Source organism: Pseudomonas sp. RC10, assembly GCF_038397775.1.
Taxonomy (GTDB): domain Bacteria; phylum Pseudomonadota; class Gammaproteobacteria; order Pseudomonadales; family Pseudomonadaceae; genus Aquipseudomonas; species Aquipseudomonas bambusae.
Genome location: NZ_CP151650.1, coordinates 3,016,368 through 3,036,131, shown reverse-complemented (window position 1 = coordinate 3,036,131; position 19,764 = coordinate 3,016,368). Strand labels below are relative to the sequence as shown.

Annotated in this window: 21 protein-coding genes; 11 read left to right on the top strand and 10 right to left on the bottom strand. The window is 60.7% G+C overall.

The window, feature by feature from the left end; all coding sequences use genetic code 11:
• Positions 1 to 148 precede the first annotated feature (148 nt).
• The 5 genes from AAEO81_RS14040 (at position 149) to AAEO81_RS14020 (ending at position 4,694) form a co-directional block, all read left to right on the top strand.
• On the top strand, positions 149 to 1,114 hold the full coding sequence (locus AAEO81_RS14040) for an amino acid ABC transporter permease (protein WP_341964190.1): 966 nt from the start codon (positions 149 to 151) through the stop codon (positions 1,112 to 1,114).
• A 14-nt stretch (positions 1,115 to 1,128) separates the two neighbouring features.
• On the top strand, positions 1,129 to 1,899 hold the full coding sequence (locus tag AAEO81_RS14035; protein WP_341964189.1) for an amino acid ABC transporter ATP-binding protein: 771 nt from the start codon (positions 1,129 to 1,131) through the stop codon (positions 1,897 to 1,899).
• Positions 1,900 to 1,969: 70 nt separating this feature from the next.
• Positions 1,970 to 2,809: a transporter substrate-binding domain-containing protein gene (locus tag AAEO81_RS14030; protein WP_341964188.1), complete on the top strand. Its 840-nt coding sequence runs from the start codon at positions 1,970 to 1,972 to the stop codon at positions 2,807 to 2,809.
• An 80-nt stretch (positions 2,810 to 2,889) separates the two neighbouring features.
• Positions 2,890 to 4,197 (top strand): FAD-binding oxidoreductase, encoded by a 1,308-nt coding sequence (locus AAEO81_RS14025; protein WP_341964187.1) that lies wholly within the window; start codon positions 2,890 to 2,892, stop codon positions 4,195 to 4,197.
• 26 nt (positions 4,198 to 4,223) lie between these two features.
• Entirely contained in the window at positions 4,224 to 4,694 is a 471-nt protein-coding gene (locus AAEO81_RS14020) for an Lrp/AsnC family transcriptional regulator (protein ID WP_166595394.1), read from the top strand.
• A 20-nt stretch (positions 4,695 to 4,714) separates the two neighbouring features.
• Here the strand turns inward: AAEO81_RS14020 and AAEO81_RS14015 are convergent, their stop codons facing one another.
• The 8 genes from AAEO81_RS14015 to AAEO81_RS13980 form a co-directional block, all read right to left on the bottom strand.
• Positions 4,715 to 5,368 (bottom strand): ankyrin repeat domain-containing protein, encoded by a 654-nt coding sequence (locus AAEO81_RS14015; RefSeq protein WP_341964186.1) that lies wholly within the window; start codon positions 5,366 to 5,368, stop codon positions 4,715 to 4,717.
• A gap of 61 nt (positions 5,369 to 5,429) precedes the next feature.
• Complete coding sequence (locus AAEO81_RS14010) at positions 5,430 to 6,959, bottom strand: catalase (RefSeq protein WP_341964185.1); 1,530 nt, start codon at positions 6,957 to 6,959, stop codon at positions 5,430 to 5,432.
• Positions 6,960 to 7,307: 348 nt separating this feature from the next.
• A complete protein-coding gene (locus AAEO81_RS14005) occupies positions 7,308 to 7,613 on the bottom strand; it encodes a putative quinol monooxygenase (RefSeq protein ID WP_341964184.1) in 306 nt (101 codons plus the stop codon).
• Between the two features lie 16 nt (positions 7,614 to 7,629).
• Positions 7,630 to 8,334 (bottom strand): SDR family oxidoreductase, encoded by a 705-nt coding sequence (locus tag AAEO81_RS14000; RefSeq protein ID WP_341964183.1) that lies wholly within the window; start codon positions 8,332 to 8,334, stop codon positions 7,630 to 7,632.
• 83 nt (positions 8,335 to 8,417) lie between these two features.
• On the bottom strand, positions 8,418 to 8,843 hold the full coding sequence (locus tag AAEO81_RS13995; protein WP_341964182.1) for a MarR family transcriptional regulator: 426 nt from the start codon (positions 8,841 to 8,843) through the stop codon (positions 8,418 to 8,420).
• Positions 8,844 to 8,874: 31 nt separating this feature from the next.
• Positions 8,875 to 9,114: a hypothetical protein gene (locus tag AAEO81_RS13990; RefSeq protein ID WP_341964181.1), complete on the bottom strand. Its 240-nt coding sequence runs from the start codon at positions 9,112 to 9,114 to the stop codon at positions 8,875 to 8,877.
• 30 nt (positions 9,115 to 9,144) lie between these two features.
• Positions 9,145 to 9,912: a glucose 1-dehydrogenase gene (locus AAEO81_RS13985; RefSeq protein ID WP_166595386.1), complete on the bottom strand. Its 768-nt coding sequence runs from the start codon at positions 9,910 to 9,912 to the stop codon at positions 9,145 to 9,147.
• Between the two features lie 37 nt (positions 9,913 to 9,949).
• The gene (locus AAEO81_RS13980; RefSeq protein WP_341964180.1) at positions 9,950 to 11,062 is read right to left on the bottom strand and encodes an NADH:flavin oxidoreductase/NADH oxidase; all 1,113 of its coding nucleotides are present in this window, start codon (positions 11,060 to 11,062) and stop codon (positions 9,950 to 9,952) included.
• A 275-nt stretch (positions 11,063 to 11,337) separates the two neighbouring features.
• Between AAEO81_RS13980 and AAEO81_RS13975 the strand changes: the two genes are divergently transcribed.
• Together AAEO81_RS13975 and AAEO81_RS13970 are read left to right on the top strand one after the other, a co-directional pair.
• Positions 11,338 to 12,231: an NAD(P)H-binding protein gene (locus AAEO81_RS13975; protein ID WP_341964179.1), complete on the top strand. Its 894-nt coding sequence runs from the start codon at positions 11,338 to 11,340 to the stop codon at positions 12,229 to 12,231.
• A 15-nt stretch (positions 12,232 to 12,246) separates the two neighbouring features.
• A complete protein-coding gene (locus tag AAEO81_RS13970; RefSeq protein ID WP_341964178.1) occupies positions 12,247 to 12,564 on the top strand; it encodes an EthD family reductase in 318 nt (105 codons plus the stop codon).
• Positions 12,565 to 12,568: 4 nt separating this feature from the next.
• Here AAEO81_RS13970 and AAEO81_RS13965 read toward each other — a convergent pair whose 3' ends face one another.
• The gene (locus tag AAEO81_RS13965; protein ID WP_341964177.1) at positions 12,569 to 13,477 is read right to left on the bottom strand and encodes a LysR substrate-binding domain-containing protein; all 909 of its coding nucleotides are present in this window, start codon (positions 13,475 to 13,477) and stop codon (positions 12,569 to 12,571) included.
• A 261-nt stretch (positions 13,478 to 13,738) separates the two neighbouring features.
• Here AAEO81_RS13965 and AAEO81_RS13960 point away from each other — a divergent pair, with 261 nt between their 5' ends.
• The 4 genes from AAEO81_RS13960 (at position 13,739) to AAEO81_RS13945 (ending at position 18,334) form a co-directional block, all read left to right on the top strand.
• On the top strand, positions 13,739 to 14,851 hold the full coding sequence (locus tag AAEO81_RS13960; RefSeq protein WP_341964176.1) for a Gfo/Idh/MocA family oxidoreductase: 1,113 nt from the start codon (positions 13,739 to 13,741) through the stop codon (positions 14,849 to 14,851).
• A gap of 43 nt (positions 14,852 to 14,894) precedes the next feature.
• Positions 14,895 to 16,010, top strand: coding sequence for an alkene reductase (locus AAEO81_RS13955; RefSeq protein ID WP_341964175.1), 1,116 nt, complete (start codon positions 14,895 to 14,897; stop codon positions 16,008 to 16,010).
• Positions 16,011 to 16,052: 42 nt separating this feature from the next.
• The gene (locus AAEO81_RS13950; RefSeq protein ID WP_341964174.1) at positions 16,053 to 17,264 is read left to right on the top strand and encodes an MFS transporter; all 1,212 of its coding nucleotides are present in this window, start codon (positions 16,053 to 16,055) and stop codon (positions 17,262 to 17,264) included.
• A gap of 77 nt (positions 17,265 to 17,341) precedes the next feature.
• On the top strand, positions 17,342 to 18,334 hold the full coding sequence (locus AAEO81_RS13945; RefSeq protein ID WP_341964173.1) for a zinc-dependent alcohol dehydrogenase family protein: 993 nt from the start codon (positions 17,342 to 17,344) through the stop codon (positions 18,332 to 18,334).
• A 248-nt stretch (positions 18,335 to 18,582) separates the two neighbouring features.
• Here AAEO81_RS13945 and AAEO81_RS13940 read toward each other — a convergent pair whose 3' ends face one another.
• Entirely contained in the window at positions 18,583 to 19,689 is a 1,107-nt protein-coding gene (locus AAEO81_RS13940; RefSeq protein WP_341964172.1) for an alkene reductase, read from the bottom strand.
• Positions 19,690 to 19,764: the final 75 nt, after the last annotated feature.

The window sequence follows — 19,764 nt, the reverse complement described above, 5'->3', positions numbered from 1 at the left end:
CCCCGAACCGTCAGATGTAGGGGTCTGACCTGCGATTGTTCGATAACAAAGCCTGACAACCGTTAAATCGTAGGCTGCCGCCCGGCAAATCGCGCCCTCATAATGGCCCCACAACAACAAATGGGGTTCACCCTGAGGCATGCACGCGATGTACAAGGATCACATCATCAAGGCTCGTTTCACTGACAGTATCGTGTTCATGGGCGCCATCGCCGCTGTCATTTTCTGCATCACCCTCCTGTGCGGCGTTGGCGAAAGCCGGCTCTCGCACCTGATGGGCCCCATCGTTCTCGATCTGGAATCGCCGTTGGCACGCAACATCGCCGTGGGCGGGACCTTCACCCTCACCGCCATGCTGAATCTGTTCATGCTCGGCCGTTTTCCGCTACGGGCGCAGATCATCACGGTCTGGTGCGAGCTGCTGGTGCTGTTCCTGCTGTTCTTCGACACATTCAATCTGTCTTACAGCTTCATCGCCACCAAGGTCGGCTTCATGATCACCCAAGGGGTGTTCACTACCGTCTACGTGTCCGCCATTTCCATTGCCATCGCGTTCGTGCTGGCGTTGTTGGGTGCCACGGCCCGGCTGTCGTCCAACGGCTTCGCCATTGCCATCGCCAGTTTTTACACCTCGTTCTTTCGCGGCGTCCCGCTGCTGATTCAGATTTACCTGATCTACCTCGGCATCCCGCAGCTGGGCTATGTGGTCGGCGCAGTGCCCGCGGGGATTCTCGCGCTGTCGCTGTGCTACGGCGCCTACATGACAGAAATTTTCCGCGCGGGGATCAGCAGCATTTCCCGTGGACAGTGGGAGGCTTCACGGGCCATTGGCCTGACGCCGTTCCAGACCATGACCCGGGTGATCCTCCCGCAATCCATGCGGCTGATCATCCCGCCGACCGGCAATCAGTTCATCTCGATGCTCAAGGACAGTTCGCTGGTATCAGTAATCGGGGTGTGGGAGCTGATGTTCCTCGCCCGCACCCAAGGCCGCGCCGAATTCCGTCACCTGGAAATGCTCATCACCGCTGCCGTGCTGTATTGGCTGCTGTCCATCGTGCTGGAAACGGTTCAGGCACGGATGGAAAAACACTTCAACCGCGCCCATCGCTGATCAGGAGCACGACAATGAATCAGCCCTCCGTTTCCCTCGCGTCGGCGGCGTATCCGGCTGTCTCGATCCAGGACATGCACAAGTGGTACGGCGACTTTCACGTGCTCAAGGGGATCGACCTGCACATCGCGCCCGGTGAAATCGTCGTGGTGTGCGGCCCTTCGGGCTCCGGCAAGTCCACGCTGATCCGCTGTCTTAATCTGTTGGAGGATTTCCAGAAAGGACACGTGTTCATCGACGGCGTCGAGCTGACCCGCGATGCCACCTGCGTGGCGGGGATTCGTCGCCAGATCGGCATGGTGTTTCAGCAGTTCAACCTGTTCCCGCACATGACCGTGCTGGAAAACCTCATGCTCGGGCCGCGCCTTGTGAGCAAGCTCAGCGAATCGAAAGCCCGCGAACTGGCGTATGAATACCTCGACCGCGTGCGGATCAGGAACCAGGCCGATAAATACCCCGGCCAGCTCTCGGGCGGTCAACAACAGCGTGTGGCCATTGCCCGGGCTCTCTGCATGCGGCCGCGCATCATGCTGTTCGACGAGCCCACCTCGGCACTCGACCCGGAAATGGTCAAGGAGGTTCTGGATGTGATGGGCGAACTGGCCCAGGACGGCATCACCATGGTGTGCGTGACCCATGAAATGGGGTTCGCCCGTCGGGTGGCCGATCGCATCATCTTCATGGATCAGGGCGCGATCATCGAGCAGGCCCGCCCCACCGATTTTTTCGACAACCCTCAGCACCCGCGTGCCCGGGAGTTTCTGTCGCAGATTCTCAGCCACTGAGAGGCTTCACCGCACCTTGCAACGTTCACCGAAAACAACAAAAACCATTTCGGACACCAGGAGCTTACCCATGATCCCGTTCACGCGTTTCTTCGCGACCGCTGCTGTCACCACTGCCGTCATGTTGGCCACCGGAGGCGCCTGGGCAGGCGCGACCCTCGACCGGGTTCACCAGACCAAGGTGATCAAGGTCGCCACGGCCGCCAACTGGCCACCCCAGTCTTTCCTCGGTCCGGACAACACACTGCAAGGCTTCGACATCGACGTGGCGAACGAAATCGGCAAACGGTTGGGCAGCAAGGCCGAGTTCGTGACTCCCGAATACGGGGTCATCACGGCCGGGCGCTGGTCGAACCGCTGGGACCTGTCAGTCGGTTCCATGACCCCGACCACCGAGCGCGGTCGCGTGCTGGATTTCCCGGCCATCTATTACTACACCCCGTACGTATTCGCTGTGCACAAGGATGCTGCCGGCACCCAGGCTGCGGACCTGAACGGCAAGATCATCGGCGTCGAAGCGGGAACGACGTCCGAGGATTACATCAATCGGCGCCTGAAGATCGACGCGGCGGACGTGCCGTCGTTCACCTACGACGTCACGCCCGGTGAAGTGAAAACCTATGGCGACAGCATGGGCCCGCTGGATGATCTGCGAATGGGCAATGGCGTCCGGCTGAATGCGACCTTGTCCGCCCTGCCCACCATCGTGGCGGCGGTCAAGAACGGCTATCCCATCGTGCGCGTGGAGGGCAAACCGGCTTACTACGAACCGCTGGCCATTGCCGTCGACAAGGGCGATGAAGCGTTCAACAGCACGTTGACCAAGATCGTCGCCGACATGAAAGCCGACGGGACGCTGAAGCAGCTGTCCGAAAAATGGTACGGCGCCGACCTCACGCAAGTGCAATAACCCCCATCAGACCGTACAGGCGCCCGTCCTCGACGTGGCGTCCTGGACGCCTGCGCCCAGCAAAAAGGACAACGGTTTTCATGTTCACCTATAACAACAACTATTACACCGCGACGATGCAGGACACGCCCTCGCGGCCTGCGCTGTCAGGCAACGTGCGCGCCGATGTCTGCGTGGTCGGCGCAGGGCTGGCAGGGTTGAGCACGGCCTGGGCACTGCTGACACGAGGCAAGACTGTCGCGTTGCTCGACGCTGGCCGAGTGGCATGGGGCGCGTCAGGGCGCAATGGCGGCTTCGTGCTTCAGGGTTGGTCCGAAGGCATGTCGGCCATCGAACGACGCTGCGGGAAAACCACCGCTGCCGCGCTGTTCAAACTGTCGCTGGAAGGGGTCGATATCGTGCGTGAGACCATCGCCCGACACGCCCTGCCCGGCTGTTCACCCACGACGGGAAAGCTGAGCGTGATCCGCTACGACGATGCCGACAGCCTGCGGCGACTGCAGGACAAAATGGCCACGGACTTCGACTTTCATCTCGACTACCTGAATCGCGATGCGGTACGTGAACGGCTGAAAACCGACCGCTACTTTCAGGCACTTCGGGACACCCACGGTTTCCATTTTCACCCCTTGAATTATTGCCTCGGCCTGGCCGGGCTCATTGAACGCAGCGGCGGCGCGATTTACGAACAGTCGCCGATGGTCCGGGTCGAGCGCCGGGACGGCGGGCATCGGGTGATCACGGATAAGGGCAGCGTCGAGTGCGGCGATGTGGTGTATTGCTGCGGCGGGTATGGCGGCCCCGAGTTCGGCAAGCTGCGCGGCGCGTTTCTGCCCATCGCCACCTACGCTGTCCTGACCGAACACCTTGGGCCGCGGTTGGCGGCAGCAGTGAACACCCGCGATGCGGTGGGCGACAATCGTCGGGCCTCCGATTATTACCGGGTCGTTGATGGCGATCGTTTGCTCTGGGGCGGGCGCATCACCACCAAAAACCTGCAGGATGAAAAGCGCCTGGGGCAGTTGTTGACGGCCGATATTCTCGACGTCTACCCGCAGTTGAAAGGGGTGAAGATCGATAAAGCCTGGTCGGGGCTGATGGGCTATGCCCGGCACAAGATGCCTCACATCGCCTCACTGGGCACGGGGCTCTGGGCTTGTACCTCGTTCGGCGGCCATGGTATGAACACTGCGCCCATTGGCGGACGCGTGATCGCCGAAGCCATTTGCGGCGAAAGCGATCGCTACCGGTTGTTCGATGCGTACGGACTGCAATGGAACGGTGGTCCTCTCGGGCCCGCGGCGGCCCAAACGGTTTACGCCGGGCTGAAGATCATGGATTTCTTTCAGGAAAGCCGGTCACAGCGCAAAGCGGTTTCTCACCCCTGAATCAGAGCAAGGCCAAGGACGTTTTCATGGATGCGCCTACCCCCGGTCCGCTGTTCAACCTGACCGACAAAGACCGACAACTGCTCAGCCTTTTGCAAGCCAATGCCCGGGAACCCACCGCCTCGTTGGCACGCAAGCTGGGCGTGTCGCGCTCGTCCGTGCAGGAGCGCATCACCCGTCTGGAAAAAGCCGGGGTCATTACCGGCTACAGCGTGCGCATCGACCAGGATCGTCTCCAACAGACCATCAACTGCTTCACCATGACCTCGTGCACCAACAAGAGCTACACCGATGTGATGACTTCCCTGCGCAAAATGGATGCGGTGCAAGCCGTTTACGCCGTGTCGGGGGAGTCGGACTTCATCATTCATTTGGCCACCTCAACCCTGAGCGACCTCAACGCCGAGTTGATCCGGATCAACATGATCAAGGGCGTCGCGCACACCTCGTCGCATATCGTGATGGAAACCAAATTCAGCCGAAAACTGATGGAGTGAGCGAGCGGGAACGCGTTGTTTCATTCCGTCGCCCCACGGCGACGCAACGCAGCGGCGGCGATCTCATTGCCCTGCCCCATCACGATACTCAGCGCGGTTTCGCCCCGTGCGTCCTGGTGGTTCAGATCGGCACCCTGGGCGATTAACTCGGGCACGAAATCCAGACGCCCGAACAGCGCCGCGAAGGCCAGCGCGGTTTGGCCGCTGTTGTTGGTCTGATCGATGGCGCAACGATCAACCAGCAACTTCGCCATGGCCATTTCTCCCTTGAACAACGCGCCCATCAGCGCGGTGTTGCCGTTGTGGTCGGGGATACAAGGGTCGGCGGCGGCGCCGAGCAGCAACCTGACCTCGTCGGTCTGTCCGTGGTAGGTCGCCAACACCAGCGCGGTGTAACCCTCGCCACTCTGGCTGTTCACCGGAAAACCGGCGTCAATCAGCGCCCGGCTGATGTCGGTTCGCCCCGCACGGGCGGCGTCGAACCATTGCTGATCATAGATATGCGGATTCACCTGCACGGGGCGTTCCTCGCTGACCAGGTGCTCGGGGGTCGAGGGCAGCCAGAAATCGGGCACAAGCAGGTGGCTGACGCGCAGTCCCACCCACGAAAGACCCGCCAACAGCACCAGTGCAGCAACAACGAAGCCGATTCGGCGACGGGAATAGGTGTGCATGGATCATCTCCTCAAGACCATCGCGTCAGTGCCCGACGCGATGGCCGTTCTCAACGCCGACTCAGTCTTGCAGGCGAGTTGCGAGTGACTTGACGCGCTCGACGTCAGCGTGGGTCGCCTTCGCCAACTGCCCGCCGTAACCGGCGTCCGCCTTATAGAAGTACGAAAGCATCGTGTACTTGTTGGCCTCGTTGGTGACGTGGTTCAGGTCCGCGCTCAAGGCTTCAATCAGGAAGCCTTTGTCCTTCTCGGACAGGCCCCGGTAGTACTCACCGGCCTGGAAGAAGTTTCGCGGTTTCTGGGTCATGCGCTGCTGAGTGACCCCACTGACCGGCGTCGCTGCGTCTTTGTATTTAGGGTCCTGGCTGAGTTCCTTGATGCCCGACGGTTCGTAGTTGATCTCGCCTTTACGACCACTCGCATTCAAGGCACCGTCCTGGCTGTTATTGCTGACAGGTGTTTTCGGCGCGTTGATGGGAAGTTGCTGATAATTGGCGCCGAGCCGGTACATTTGGGTATCCGCATACGCGAACAGTCGCCCCTGAAGCATGCGGTCTTCGGATGCTTCAATTCCCGGGACCAAACGTGACGGTGCAAAGGCCGACTCTTCGGTGGATTCAAAATAATTGTCTGGAATTTTATTCAGCGTCAGCGTGCCGACTTTTCGTTCCGGCACACCGGTCCAGACTTTGGTGTCGTCGAGCGCATCGAAATCAAACTTGCCCAACTCCCCCGGCGTCAGCACTTGGACATAGAGATCCCATTTGGGAAAGTCACCTTTTTTGATGGCGCCATACAAATCATTGGTCATCAAGTTCCAGTCATTCGCAATGGAACCACCGATTTGTTTGGGTTCGAAACCATGAACGCCCTGCTGGCTCTTCCAGGCAAACTTCACATAATGGGTCACGCCATCAGCGTTGATGAATTTGAACGCATGGACCGCCGAGCCATCCATGTGACGATAGGAATCCGGCATGCCCTCGACGGTATAAAGGTGAGTCAACATATTGGTGGCTTCTGGCGTGTGCGCGAAGAAGTCAAACGCCAGGTTGGGATCTTGTACGCCGGTGACCGCGCTGGGTTTGTTGGCATGAACGAAGTCGGGAAATTTGATGGCATCGCGGATAAAAAAGATCGGCCAGTTAATGCCGACCATGTCCCAGTTACCTTGTGAGGTGTAGAACTTCACGGCGAAACCGCGGGGATCACGGGCTTGTTCAGGCGATCCCCGATACCCCATGACCGTTGAAAATCTCACAAAGACCGGCGTTTTGCTGCCGGCTTGAAAGACTTGCGCGACGGTCAGGTCATGCAGATCAGCAGTCGGCTCGAAGTCTCCAAAGGCCCCCGTGCCCCTCGCATGAACGACGCGTTCGGGAATGCGCTCGCGATCAAACCGCTGCAGTTTTTCAATCAAGTGGGAGTCTTGAAGTAATACGGGACCGGCATCGCCTGCCGTTTGAGAGTTTTGATTGTCGCCAACAGGGGCCCCACTGTCTCGCGTGAGTTGATCTGCATGAACGGCAGATGAAGCGGCGATGGCAACAGCGAGCACGGAGGCGCTCCAGAGAGAACGATTATGGCTCATGGACATTATTTCCTCATTTATTATTAATAGCCTCCGAATACTGGTGAGTGCGGGAGTTGTCAGCCATTGGCTTTTAATCATCAGCCCCATATGAAAAAACAATGGAACAGAAATCGGACCTTTAAAGTGGTCAATTTCGAAAGCCCCACTGAAACAAAAACATTTTATGTTCTACCGGTTCATCAATAGCATTTGAACAAACGCAGTCGCCCGAGAAGTTCGCCCATCGCCCTTGATAAGGTGATCAACGAATCTCGGGCAATGCGAGGTTTTATTGCACGCTGTAATCAGGCAGGCCACTGATGCTCCGGCAACAGGCCTGTCCGATCACACGCCCAGCCAATCCCGTCAGCCTGCGTATGCCAGAGTCAATCGCTGCATGTCCGGTGCAGTCACCAGCTTGCCGTCCAGCAGCGCCATGAAGGCCTGGGTATAGGGCTGCGCCATGTGTTCGGCATGGGCCGCTTCCGAGGCAAAGTATTCAAAGAAACACAGATGCGTGGGGTCCTGCGCATAAGCAGTCTGATGAAACGCCACACAGCCCGGCTCTTTGAGCGTGTGTGCCAATGTCACGGCAGCGGCTTCCAGTACCTCGGTCAGGTATTCAGGCTTGACCGTTGCGTTCACCAGCAGAATGTACGGGACGTCGCTCATACCTTTTTCCTCATGGTCACTGCGGGTTGAAGTACACCGCGTCAGGCAGTGACAGGCTGGACTTGATGAGTCGAGTGCCTTCGTCGACGAGCACTTCGAGCGCCCCGCCATTCACGCCCTCGAACACCACTTCAGCCACAACGCGGGGGTCGGTTTTCGGCACATCGAAGCCTCTGACGAGGTCGGTGTCGACAAAGCCCACGTGCACGGCAACGACCTGAGTCTTCTGGCCAGTGAGTTCGAGGCGCAGCGCGTTGGTCACGCTCCAGGCGGCTGACTTGGACGCCGCGTAAGCAGCCAGCATCGGCCGACTCAACCACGTCACGTCCGACAACACGTTGACGATGGCACCGCCGTCATTGCGCGCGAGAATCGGGGCAAAGGCCTGGGCCGTGCGCACGATACCAAAGGTGTTGGTGTCCATCATGCGTCGCGTCAGCTCAATCATGTTCGACGCCAGGGCACTGTCCTGAATCTCGCCAATCCCCGCATTGTTCACCAGTACCGTGGTGTCCTGACACCGTTCGGCGGCCGCCAGCACCGACGCTTCGTCGGTGACATCGACCTTGACCGGAATGATGCCCGGCACGTCGAACCCTTCGGTGTTGCGCACACCCGCATAAACCTTCGAAGCCCCTTGGGCCAACGCCACTTTGGCAAGCGCAAGGCCCAGGCCACGGCTGGCCCCCGTTACAAACACGACTGATCCGGCGATATTCATTGGATGCTCCTGATGATTCAGAAACGCGAAGCAGCGGCTTCGCGAGGTTAGTGTGTAATTACACAGTAGAGAGTCAAAAAAAATCACAGCTCCGGTACGACCACCAATAACGACGCCCGAACCGACACCGCTTGCTCCCGGCCCATTTCTGCTTCCAGTTCGGCTTGAGCGGCGTCCCAATCGGGCAGCGCCTCTTCGAATTTCGCCCTCCCGTCTTCGGAGAGAAACAGCCGCAAGGCCGACCGTGGCCCTTCCGTGCGGCTGAGGACGAATCCTGACATTTGAAGCGGTTTGAGGGCTCTTACCAACGTCGTGCGTTCCATGACCATGATCTCGGCCAGGTCCGAGATGGAGATTTCCGGGTGTTTGACGAGCATCGCCAACAACGAAAACTGCGAGATCGACAGATCGGTCCTGGCCAGATGTCGGTCATAGAGTCGAGTGAGGTACCTCGCATTGCGCCTGACGGCAAGGCAATGGCAGAGATCGGGGCCGGTAATTTCTTTCATGACGCTCATCATATGTGTATATGCACATCAGTCAACCCCTTTGTCTTCCGTGGCTCCAGGGCACTCGGCGCTCAATCTCCGAATAGACCTGATCCAGCGCCACAAAACGCTGATCGGCGTAGTAACGAGTCTTCATCCACTGGCCGTCTTCGGGGTCGAAGCGGAATTCTTCGAACCCGTAAGAACCATCGGTGCGCACGAAAATATCGACACACCGATTGCGCTCGTCATTTTCGACGCTGTCCAGCACCGTCCATTCTGCCTTGGCCATCGACTATTCCTGCTTGAAAATCATCGCCACTCAGGCCGTCTTGCCGCCGTTCACGCGCACGATCTCGCCGGTCATGAATGGCACGGCGCCCGAGGCGACGAACACGATCATGCGGGCGATTTCTTCCGGTGTGCCGATCCGTTTCATGGGCACGCCGTCGATCATGCGTTCTCTTCCCGCTTCGTCACCCGTGATGCGGTCGAACATCTCGGTTTGCACGGGGCCGGGTGCCACAGCATTGACCCGAATGCCAAACGGCGCGGCTTCCAGGGCCACCGATTTGGTGATCCCTTCCACCGCATGCTTGCTCCCCGCGTAAAGAGAAGCATTGGGCGCGCCCTTGATGCCCATGCTCGACGACAGGTTGACAATGCTGCCAAACCCTTGCGCCCGCATCACACGCATCTCGTGCTTCATCGACAGCAGCGTGCCGAGCACGTTGGCGGCGAACACTTGTTCGTATTCCGCTGAAGTGACCTCCAGGATGGACGCAAATTTCCCGTCCACGCCCGCGTTGTTGACGGCGGTGTCCAGTCGGCCAAACTCGGCGACGGTCACGTCCACGAGGCGTTCGATTTCGTTTTCATAACGGACATCGGCTCGCTGAAAGATCGCCTGCACGCCCTGCGCTTCCAGTTCCGCGAGCAACGCTTGCCCGGCTTCTTCACGACGCCCCGAGATCACCACCCGGTAGCCCGCCTGCCCGAACGCAATGGCCGTCGCTCGACCAATACCCGCCAGCGCGCCTGTGATCAGCGCCACTGGCCCATCGTTGCTGTTGTTGACAGAGCTGCTCATAGGATTCTCCAGAGTTGATTCGCGGTGTCACGCCCGCTCAACGGGCGCCAAACACGAGGTGCTCGAAAATGTCGGCGTGGCCTTGGGGCAGCGCTCGCCAGTATTGCGGCGGTGCCGTCACCTTGGCGCCCAGCTCGGCGGCCGCTCGCCATGGCCAGCGCGGGTCGTTGAGCATGGCGCGGGCGATGGCCACCAGATCGGCCTCGCCCGAGCGGATGATTTCATCGGCCTGACGCGGTTCGGTGATCAGGCCGACGGCGGTGGAAACGAGCCCGGCTTCTTGCTTCACCCGAGCGGCAAACGGCACCTGATAACCGGGGGCTGGGGCGATTTTTTGCAGCGGGGAAATGCCGCCTGACGACGACACCACCCAGTCCGCACCGTGTGCCTTCAGGGCTTGAGAAATGGTCACCGTCGCGTCGATGTCCAGCCCGCCTTCCACCCAATCGGAGGCCGACAGTTTCACACCCAGAGGGCGCTCGTCCGGCCAGGCGTCGCGCACGGCGTCGAAGACTTCCAGCAGAAAGCGCATGCGGTTTTCCAGCGAGCCGCCGTATTCGTCGGTGCGCTGATTAGAGATCGGCGACAAGAACTGGTGAATCAGGTAGCCATGGCCACCATGCAACTCCAGCGCGTCCACGCCCAAGCGGGCCGCGCGCCGGGTAGCGGCGACGAAGGCTTCGCGAAGACGCACGATGTCAGCTTTTGTCAGCTCGACCGGTGCAGCTTCACCCTCTTTATGAGGAATCGCGGACGGTGCGACGGTCTCCCAACCACCCTCGGACACCGGGATGAGCTGCCCGCCGCGCCAAGGCTCGTAACTCGACGCCTTGCGCCCGGCGTGAGCGAGTTGCAGGGCAACGGGGGTCCGCGAATTATCCCGGATCGCCTGAATGACCGTGCCCAGCGCCGCTTCAGTGTCATCGCTCCACAGCCCAAGGTCGCCAGGGGTGATTCGCCCGTCAGGCTCGACCGCTGTGGACTCGATGGTCAACATGCCGGCGCCGGAAATGGCCAGTTGTGTGAGGTGAGCGACATGCCAGGAATTCGCCAGGCCATCGGCCGCGCAGTATTGGCACATGGGTGACACGACGATGCGGTTGGGCAACGTGAGCCCCCGCAGTTTCAAGGCTGAAAACAGACCGTTCATGTGAACCTCATCGATCAGAGTGGATAACCTTCAGCATGTCCGAAGCGTTGTTCGCAATAAACGGCGCGGCAGTCCGGTCACTTCGGCGTTTTTGTCTGTTATTCCTTTGCCGTCCAGCCCACGGGCCCATCGATGCATTGTTTAGCCCGAATGAATTCTGTTTACCGCGCCCCTCGATTTATCCCGGTTCATCGGCCCCGTATCGTCGGCCCACCCCTGCAGTGTTCCCTCATGTGGACACGGCAATGTTCTTCTCTCACTACGGGATACTCGATATGAAATTCGTCGTAACAGGCAGTGCTGGCAATGTCTCCAAACCTCTGACCGAACTGCTTCTGGCCGCGGGTCATGACGTGAGTGTGGTCAGCCGCAACGCTGACAACATCGCCGCGTTGGTCAAACAAGGCGCGAATGCCGCGATTGGCGACATGGAAGATGTGGCCTTTCTGAAAGACACGTTGAAGGGTGCAGACGGCGTGTACTTGATGCTGCCGCCGATGTGGAACTCGCAGGACCAGAAGCAACAAAGCATCGAATACGCCCATAACTTCAAGGCCGCCATTGAGGCCACCGGCGTTAAAAACGTGGTCTTCCTGAGCAGCTACGGCGCCGACCGCCAAACGGATGCCGGCCCCATCAGCGGCATGGGCCTGGCCGAAGATGTGCTGAATACACTGGGCTCCGGCGTGAACGTATTGAGCCTGCGCACGGGCTACTTCTACAGCAACCTGTTGCTGTCCATCGACCTGATCAAGAAGGCCGGGCACATGGGCAACATGTTCGCCATCCCGCAAGGCCGTTTCACGGTCGTCGACCCTGAAGACATTGCCCGTACCGCCGCAGCGGCGCTGGCCACCCAGAACTTCAAGGGCCACAGCTACCAGTACGTCATCAGCGATATCACCGGCACCGATGAGATTGCTGCACTGATCGGCAAGGAAATCGGCATCCCGGGTCTGAAATGGGAGAAGTTCGAGAAAGAAGACTTCCGCCAAGTGCTGTTGGGCTACGGGTTCGCCAAGGGCGCGGCGAACGACTACGTCGAGATGTTCGACACGTTGGACAAAGGGCTGTTGTTCGAACACTTCTTCGAAACGAAAGCGCCGTTTGGTGGCACGTCCATTGAAGCCTTCGCCAAGCGTTTCGCTGCGATTTATAAAAGCCGCTGATGGGGAGGCGACAACGTGATCAAGATCAGCGTGATGTACCCCTCCGGACGCGGGATTCATTTCAATCATCGTTATTACCGCGACGTGCACCTGCCGTTGGTGAAAAGGCGGTTGGGGGATCACCTGATCTCCTACAGCATCGACAAGGGGCTGTCAGGAATGGAACCGGACAGCGCGCCCTTATACGTCGGCCTGTGCCATCTGTATTGTGAATCCGTCGAAGCGTTTCAAGCCGGTATTGCGCCTCACGGCGAGGAACTGGAAAACGACATCGCCAACTTCACCAATGCATCGCCGGTGTATCAGATCAGCGAAGTCGTGGACATGGACTGATGTTTCATTCCACCAACAGCGGATGGTGTGCAAACAGCTCGGCGATCCAATCGACAAACACCCTCACCGTCGGTGCAAGGTGTCTGTTTTGCGGGTAGACGACTGAAATCGGCAAAGGCGGTGGAACGTAGGTGTTCAATACTTCCACCAGCTCCCCGGACGCCAGATAAGGCGCCGCCATGAACCGTGGCGCCTGAATGATCCCCAACCCTCTCAGACAGGACTGCATCCAGACGTCGGTGTCGTTCACGGCCAGGTTGCCCTGCAACAGCGTTTCGACGACCTGGTCTGCGACGGTGAAACTGAAGTTCATCAGCTTGCCGTGGCGCCCCCAGAAAAAATTGATCGCGACGTGGGTCTTGAGCTCGTCCAGCGCCGTGGGCATGCCGTGTCGTGCGAGGTAATCAGGACTGGCCACCGTGACCGGTCGATAGAAACCAATGCGCCTCGCCACCATGTTCGACGTCGGCAGTTCGCCTACACGAATCACGCAATCGACGCTGTCCTGAATCAGGTCCACCGGCTTGTCGCCAAAGCCCGCCATCAGCTCGATGTCGGGGTAGCGCTGATGGAAGGCATAAAGGTCCGGCAGTACCAGCAGCTTGCCCAACGACGTCGGCATGTCGATGCGCAACGTGCCGCGCGGCGTGTCCGCTTTTGCGACCAGCGCGTGTTCCGCCTCTTCGATGTCCGCCAGAATTCGTACGCAACGCTGGTAATACGCCGCCCCGTCCGGCGTCAGTCCGAGGCTGCGGGTGGTGCGCTGCAACAGCCGAATCTTCAAGTGGGCTTCGAGCTGTTGAATGACGATGGTGGCCGACGCCTTGGGGATGTGCAGCGTGTCCGCCGCCCGCGTGAAGCTGTTGGATTCCACCACGCGGGTGAACACTTTCATGGCGAAAAACAGGTCCATCGGCGGGCCTCCAGCGATGTGGTGAGAAAGCCCTCAGGGTAGGCAATCGACGTGCCGAGAAAAACCGGCAAGGCCTCCGAACACAGTGGACAAAAAGGCTGAAATCCCCCGCAAGCTGGTGCCCTCGCTACACGGGCTTTGGCTCTGCTCCTTTGCCATTAAAGCTTTTTTGTCCGGAATGTTCGGATATCCGGCCTGTTTTTCCCCTGCCCTGCGCTCCCTAGACTTCGAAGCCTGTCCCGTGAATCTCTGGAGTCTGTCATGCGCCCTACTGCTTCCCCTATCCGCGTCGGCCTGGTCGGTATTGGCAACTGGGCCATGCACGGCCACGTTCGCGTGCTTTCGCTGTTGCCTCAATATGAAATCACTGCCGTTTACAGCCAACGTCTGGACAGTGCGCAAGTCGCCGCCGCTCACCTGGGCATTCCCCATGTGGCCGAATCCCTGGACGAGCTGGTCAATCACCCCGAGGTCGATCTGGTGGTGGTCCTGACGATTGCCCCTCAACACGAAGAGGCGGTGCGCGCCGCCATCGCGGCTGGCAAGAACGTCTATTGCGAATGGCCGCTGACCACCAGCACCGCAGTCTCGCAAGAACTGGCCTGCCTGGCGAAGCAAGCGGGTGTGCGCACCATCGTCGGTTTGCAGCGCCGTCACGCGCCGCACAACCGTTACCTGCAAGACCTGCTGCAACAGGGCTACGTCGGCAAAGTGCGCTCGGTGCGCATCCACGTCAGCATGAATTACTTCCAGGCGCTGCGCCCGAACGCCCTGCGCTGGACCGTACCGGTGGAGAACTTCTCCAGCGTGGTGTCGATCTACGCCGGCCATTTCCTCGACATGCTGTTCACCGCCATGGGCTGGCCGGTCAACGTCAGCGCGCTGGCGGTCAACCAATTCGACGTCGTCACCATCAAGGAAACCGGTGAGCAATTGAGCGGCACCGCGCCAGACCAACTGGTTCTCGCCGGGCAACTGGAGGACGGCGCCCTGCTCTCGGTTCACATCGAAGGCGGCAAACGCAATGGCTCGGGGGTGCAGATCGAAATCACCGGTCACGAAGGTGACTTGCGCATCACCAACGTTTCGGCGTTCGGCGGCGTGGGCGAGGACTATGTGATCGAAGGCGCCCACGGCGATCACCTGCCGCTGGAGGTGTTGCCGATCCCCGCCAGCTACTCGCGCCTTCCAACGGCCGAAGACCTGCCGTCCTCGGTGCTCGAACTCGCCGAGCTGTACCACGTGTACGCCCAGGACCTTGCCGAGGGCACCCACGCCGCCGCGACGTTCGACGATGCCGTGCGCATGCACAAGCTGCTCGACGGCGTGCTGGCCTCGTCGCAAACCGGCCGCCGCTCCCTGTTCGCCCTTTGAATCCTGATCACTGATTGCCAAGCCCATTTCTGGAGATACAACCATGGCCTCTTCACCCTTGAAGCTGTTATCGGACGCCGTTGTCGGCCCCCATCGCCTCAGCCATCGCGTGGTGCACGCGCCCATGACCCGACTGCGCGCAGACCGCGACGACAGCCCGAGCCGTATGATGCTGCGCTACTACGAGCAACGCGCCTCGCAAGGCGGCCTGTTGATCGTCGAATCAACCCACCCCTCGGTGGACAGCCGGGGTTACCTCGGCGCGCCGGGCATTTACACCGACGCCCATCGCGACGCCTGGAAACCCATCGTCGAAGCCGTGCACGCCAAAGGTGGCGTGGTGTTCTTGCAACTCGGCCACGACGGCCGCCAGTCCCACAGCGACCTGAGCAACGGCAAGCCGCCGATTGCGCCCTCGGTCGTGCCGTTCGAGACCAACGCCTTCACTCAGGACGGTTGGGTGCCAGCTTCGCCTCACCGCGCTGTCGAAAAAGACGAGTTGCCCGCGCTGATCGAAAGCTATCGAGAAAGCGCCCAACGTGCGCTGGATGCGGGCTTCGATGGCGTCGAACTGCACAATGCCAACGGCTATCTGCTGGACACCTTTCTGCAGGACGGTACCAACAAGCGCACAGACGAATACGGAGGCTCCCTCGAAAACCGCGTGCGCTTCCCGTTGCAGGTGCTCAACGCGCTGGTGTCGGTCTGGGGTGCGGACCGGGTCGGCGTGCGCGTGTCGCCGAGCGGCCAATGGGGCTCGATTTCTGACAGCAACCCGGAAGCCACTTTCGAGTATTTCGTGCGACGACTGAACACATACGGCCTGGCGTACCTGCACGTCATCGAACCGCGTATCAAGGGCACCGATGAAATCGAGCCTGACCGACCACCCGTGGCGGCTGCCTTTTTGCGGCCGTTTTTCGACGGTCCGATCATCGCGGCCGGCGGGTTTGATCGCGGGGGTGCCGAAGCCATTCTGCAATCCGGCGCAGCGGACCTGGTGGCTTTCGGTCGTCATTTCAGCGCCAACCCGGACCTGCCCGAACGCCTGCGCCACGACTGGCCGCTCACACCTTACGTGCGTGATGCGTTCTGGGGCGGCACGGCCCAGGACTACAACGACTTTCCCGAATACGCCGCTGAGCAAACCCCGCGCTGACCGCCGCGTCATCAGCGCTTCACTGTCAGGAGGATCACACCGATGAGTACCCCGTCGATTTCACTCGTGCCCTTGTATTGGCTGGCCCTGGGCACCTTCGCCGTCGGCACCGAGAGTTTCATGCTCGCGGGGCTGTTGCCAGACATTGCCGCCGACCTGGCGACGACCGTCGTCGCCGCCGGACAACTGGTGACGGTCTTTGCGCTGGCGTATGCCTTCAGCTCGCCGATCCTTACGGCGTTGACGGGCCGGTTCAGCCGCCGAACGCTGATGATTGTCACGATGATTGGCTTCACCCTGGCCAACCTGATTGCCTTCGTGGCCCCCAATTATTGGGTGCTGATGATCGCCCGAGTGTTGCTGGCGTTCACAGCAGGGCTGTTCGTGCCGGGGGCCAATGCGCTGGCCGGTGCGATTGCCGGTCCCGACAAACGGGGCACGGCACTGGCCATCGTCAACGGCGGCATCACCCTCGCCGTCGCGTTCGGGGTGCCGCTGGGCGCCATCGTCGGGGAACACCTCGGCTGGCGGATGACCTTCGCCGGGGTGGCGGCGCTGTCCGCACTGGCCAGTCTTGGCCTGATCATCGGGCTGCCTGCGGCCATTGGTCAGGGCTTGCCGGTTGCTTCATTGCGCGAACGACTCGACACGGCCCGCCGTCCGGTCATTCTGCTCAGCCTATGGGTGACCACGCTCTGGGCGACGGGTGCGTACACCGTTTACACCTACTTGGCGTTGTTCATCACCGACACGACGCGGTTGGTTGGCGCGCAAGTCGGGTACGTGTTCTTCGCCTGGGGTGTCGCCGCGGGCGTGGGTGTAATCGTCGGCGGCAAGCTGGTAGACCGCCTCGGCGCGCGCCGGGTCATCCCCTATTGCCTGACGGCGATGATCGCTTCGTTCGTGATCCTGTCCGTGAGTGTCGATACGTTTCATGCCGATCAAGCGCTGGTCCCGGTCGTGGTTGGGGTGCTGGTGTGGGGCGTTGCCCACTGGTCGTTTTACCCGGCGCAGCAAGCGGGCCTGATCGGCATCGCCGGTCTCAAAGGAACGCCCATCGCGCTGTCCCTCAACGCCTCATTCATGTACCTGGGTTTTTCACTGGGCGCTGCCCTCGGTTCGCTGACACTGAGCTTTGCCTCGGTGACTGCGCTGGGTTGGGTGGCGGCAGCCTGTGAGTTGTCCGGTCTGATGCTGCACCTGCTGATCCGACGAAAAATGTCGAGCAGTGCAGCCCTGGTGTGTGCCGTCTGAGGCACACACCTTTCCCGTCATCGCCCGCTCCCGAGGGCACCGTTGTTTCCTACCCCTGTCTTTCCCTGGAGATTCCCATGCCTCGCATCATCCATTTCACCGAATACGGCAGCCCTGACGTGCTGCGCTATCAAACCATCGAAACCCCGACACCGGCCGCGACCGAAGTGCTGTTCCGGGTTCATGCCATCGGCTTGAACCGCGCTGAATCCATGTGGCGGCAAGGCAGTTACGTTGAGCCGGTCCACCTCCCCGCCCGCCTGGGCTACGAATCGGCCGGTGTTGTCACGGCCGTCGGTGCCGACGTCAAACACGTCGCGGTCGGCGATCGGGTCAGCACAGTGCCGTCTTTCTCGCTGAACGATTACGGCATGTACGGCGAAGAAGTCCTGGCGCCCGCCCACGCCGTGGTCAAACTGCCGGAATCAGTGTCGTACGAACAGGCCACGGCCATCTGGAACGTGTTCATCACGCCCTATGGCGCACTGATCGAAAACGACCTGCTCAAAGCGGGCGACGTCGTGCTCGTACCGGCCGCGTCCAGCTCCGTCGGCCTCGGCACCTTGCAAGTGGTGCGGGCGGCGGGCGGCATTCCGGTCGCACTGACCCGCACCCGCGCCAAGCGCGAACAACTGCTGGCAGCCGGTGCGAGCCACGTGATCGTGACCGACGAAGAAGACCTGGTGGACGCGGTCAACCGCATCACCGAGGGTCGCGGCGCCGACATCGTGTTCGAGCCTGTCGGCGGCGCCACCTTCCCGAAACTGTTGGAGGCTTTGCGCGTCGGCGGAACCGTATTCATCTACGGCGCCTTGAGCGAAGACATCACGCCGTTGCCGCTGCTAACGGTCATCGCCAAGACCCCGGTGATTCGCGGCTACAACCTGTTTGGCACCACCACCGACCCGGAACGTCAACGCAAGGCCACCGAGTACGTGTTCGCGGGGTTGAAGTCCGGCGTGTTGCACACCGTCATCGCCAAGACCTTCACCTTCGACGAGATGGTCGAGGCGCACCGTGAGCTGGAAAAGAACCTGCACCTTGGCCGTATCGTGGTGACTGTGAACTGAAGCGACGTCTCGCCTCCCCCCTCAACGCCCGATGCTTGCCATCGGGCTTTTTATTGGGCGTTGTGCCAGACAGACCGCAGACACCGGATTTGCGACTGCTCCGCAGCCGATCGCGAGCAAGCTTGCTCCTACGCCCTTCGGGCAGAAGCGGGTCGCGTCGAAGTCGAGTTCGCATCTGGCCGCGGGCCGTACCCACAAAAAAGCCGACAGCGAAGGATCGCTGTCGGCTCGATTGCACCGCTTGGCTGTCACACCACCGCGGCTGCTTCGTAGAACGGGTAATCGACGTAGCCGACTTCCGTGCCGCCGAAGAAGGTCGGACGGTCGTAGGCGTTCAGTGGCCGTTTGAGACGCAGTCTTTCCGGCAGGTCCGGGTTGGCGATGAAGTGGCGACCGAACGCCACCAGGTCCGCATCGCCCGCCCGAATGATCGCTTCGGCGCCTTCGCCGTCGAAACCGCCTGCCGCGACGATCACGCCCGGGAAATGCTTGCGGATCATCTGTGCCGCAACAGGAGCCGGGTCAGCATTTTCATCTTCCACGTTGCCCAGGATGCGCGGCTCGATCAGGTGCAGATACGCGAGGTTCAGCGGCGCCAGTTGCTGGGCGACGTGAGTGAACAGGCCTTCCGGATCGGCATCGCCCATGTCGCCCCAGGTGCCGCTTGGGCCAAGGCGCACGGCCACGCGGTTCGAACCCCAGACCGAGATCAGCGCGTTCGTCACTTCCAGCAGAAACCGCGCACGGTTTTCGAAGGACCCGCCGTAGTTGTCGGTGCGTTTGTTGCTGTTGTCCTGAAGGAATTGATCCACCAGATAACCGTTGGCGCCGTGCAGTTCGACGCCGTCAAAACCGGCTTTCACGCCACGCTCGGCGGCGGTGCGGAAGCTCTCGACCAGTTCAGCGATTTCCTCGACGGTCAGCGCGCGGTTCGGGGTGTTCGGCACCCAGCCTTCCTGGGTGTAAGCGACCCCGCCGTGGGGCACTTCCGACGGCCCGACCGGGATGCTGCCGTGGGGCTGCACTTCGCTGTTGGACTGGCGACCGGCGTGGTAGAGCTGCAGGAAGATTTTTGCGCCCTTGGCATGGACAGCGTCGGTGACCTGTTTCCAGCCGGCGATCTGGCTGTCATCGAACAGGCCTGGCGCGCCGAGATAGCCGTTGCCGTTGGGCGCCGCGATGGTCGCTTCGCCAATGAGAAAGCCGCCCTCGGACGCGCGCTGTGCGTAGTACTCAGCCATCAAGGCGCCGGGACGGGCGCCCTCTTCGGCACGCATGCGGGTCAGGGGTGCCAGCACGACACGGTGGGAAAACGTGAAGGGGCCGACGGTGACCGGGGTATGGAGCTTGGACATGATTGCCTCGTTCGGATAGGGAAAAGACGCTTGCCCGCCCGAAAGCCAGCGCTTTCAGGCCTGGGCACTGGCGGG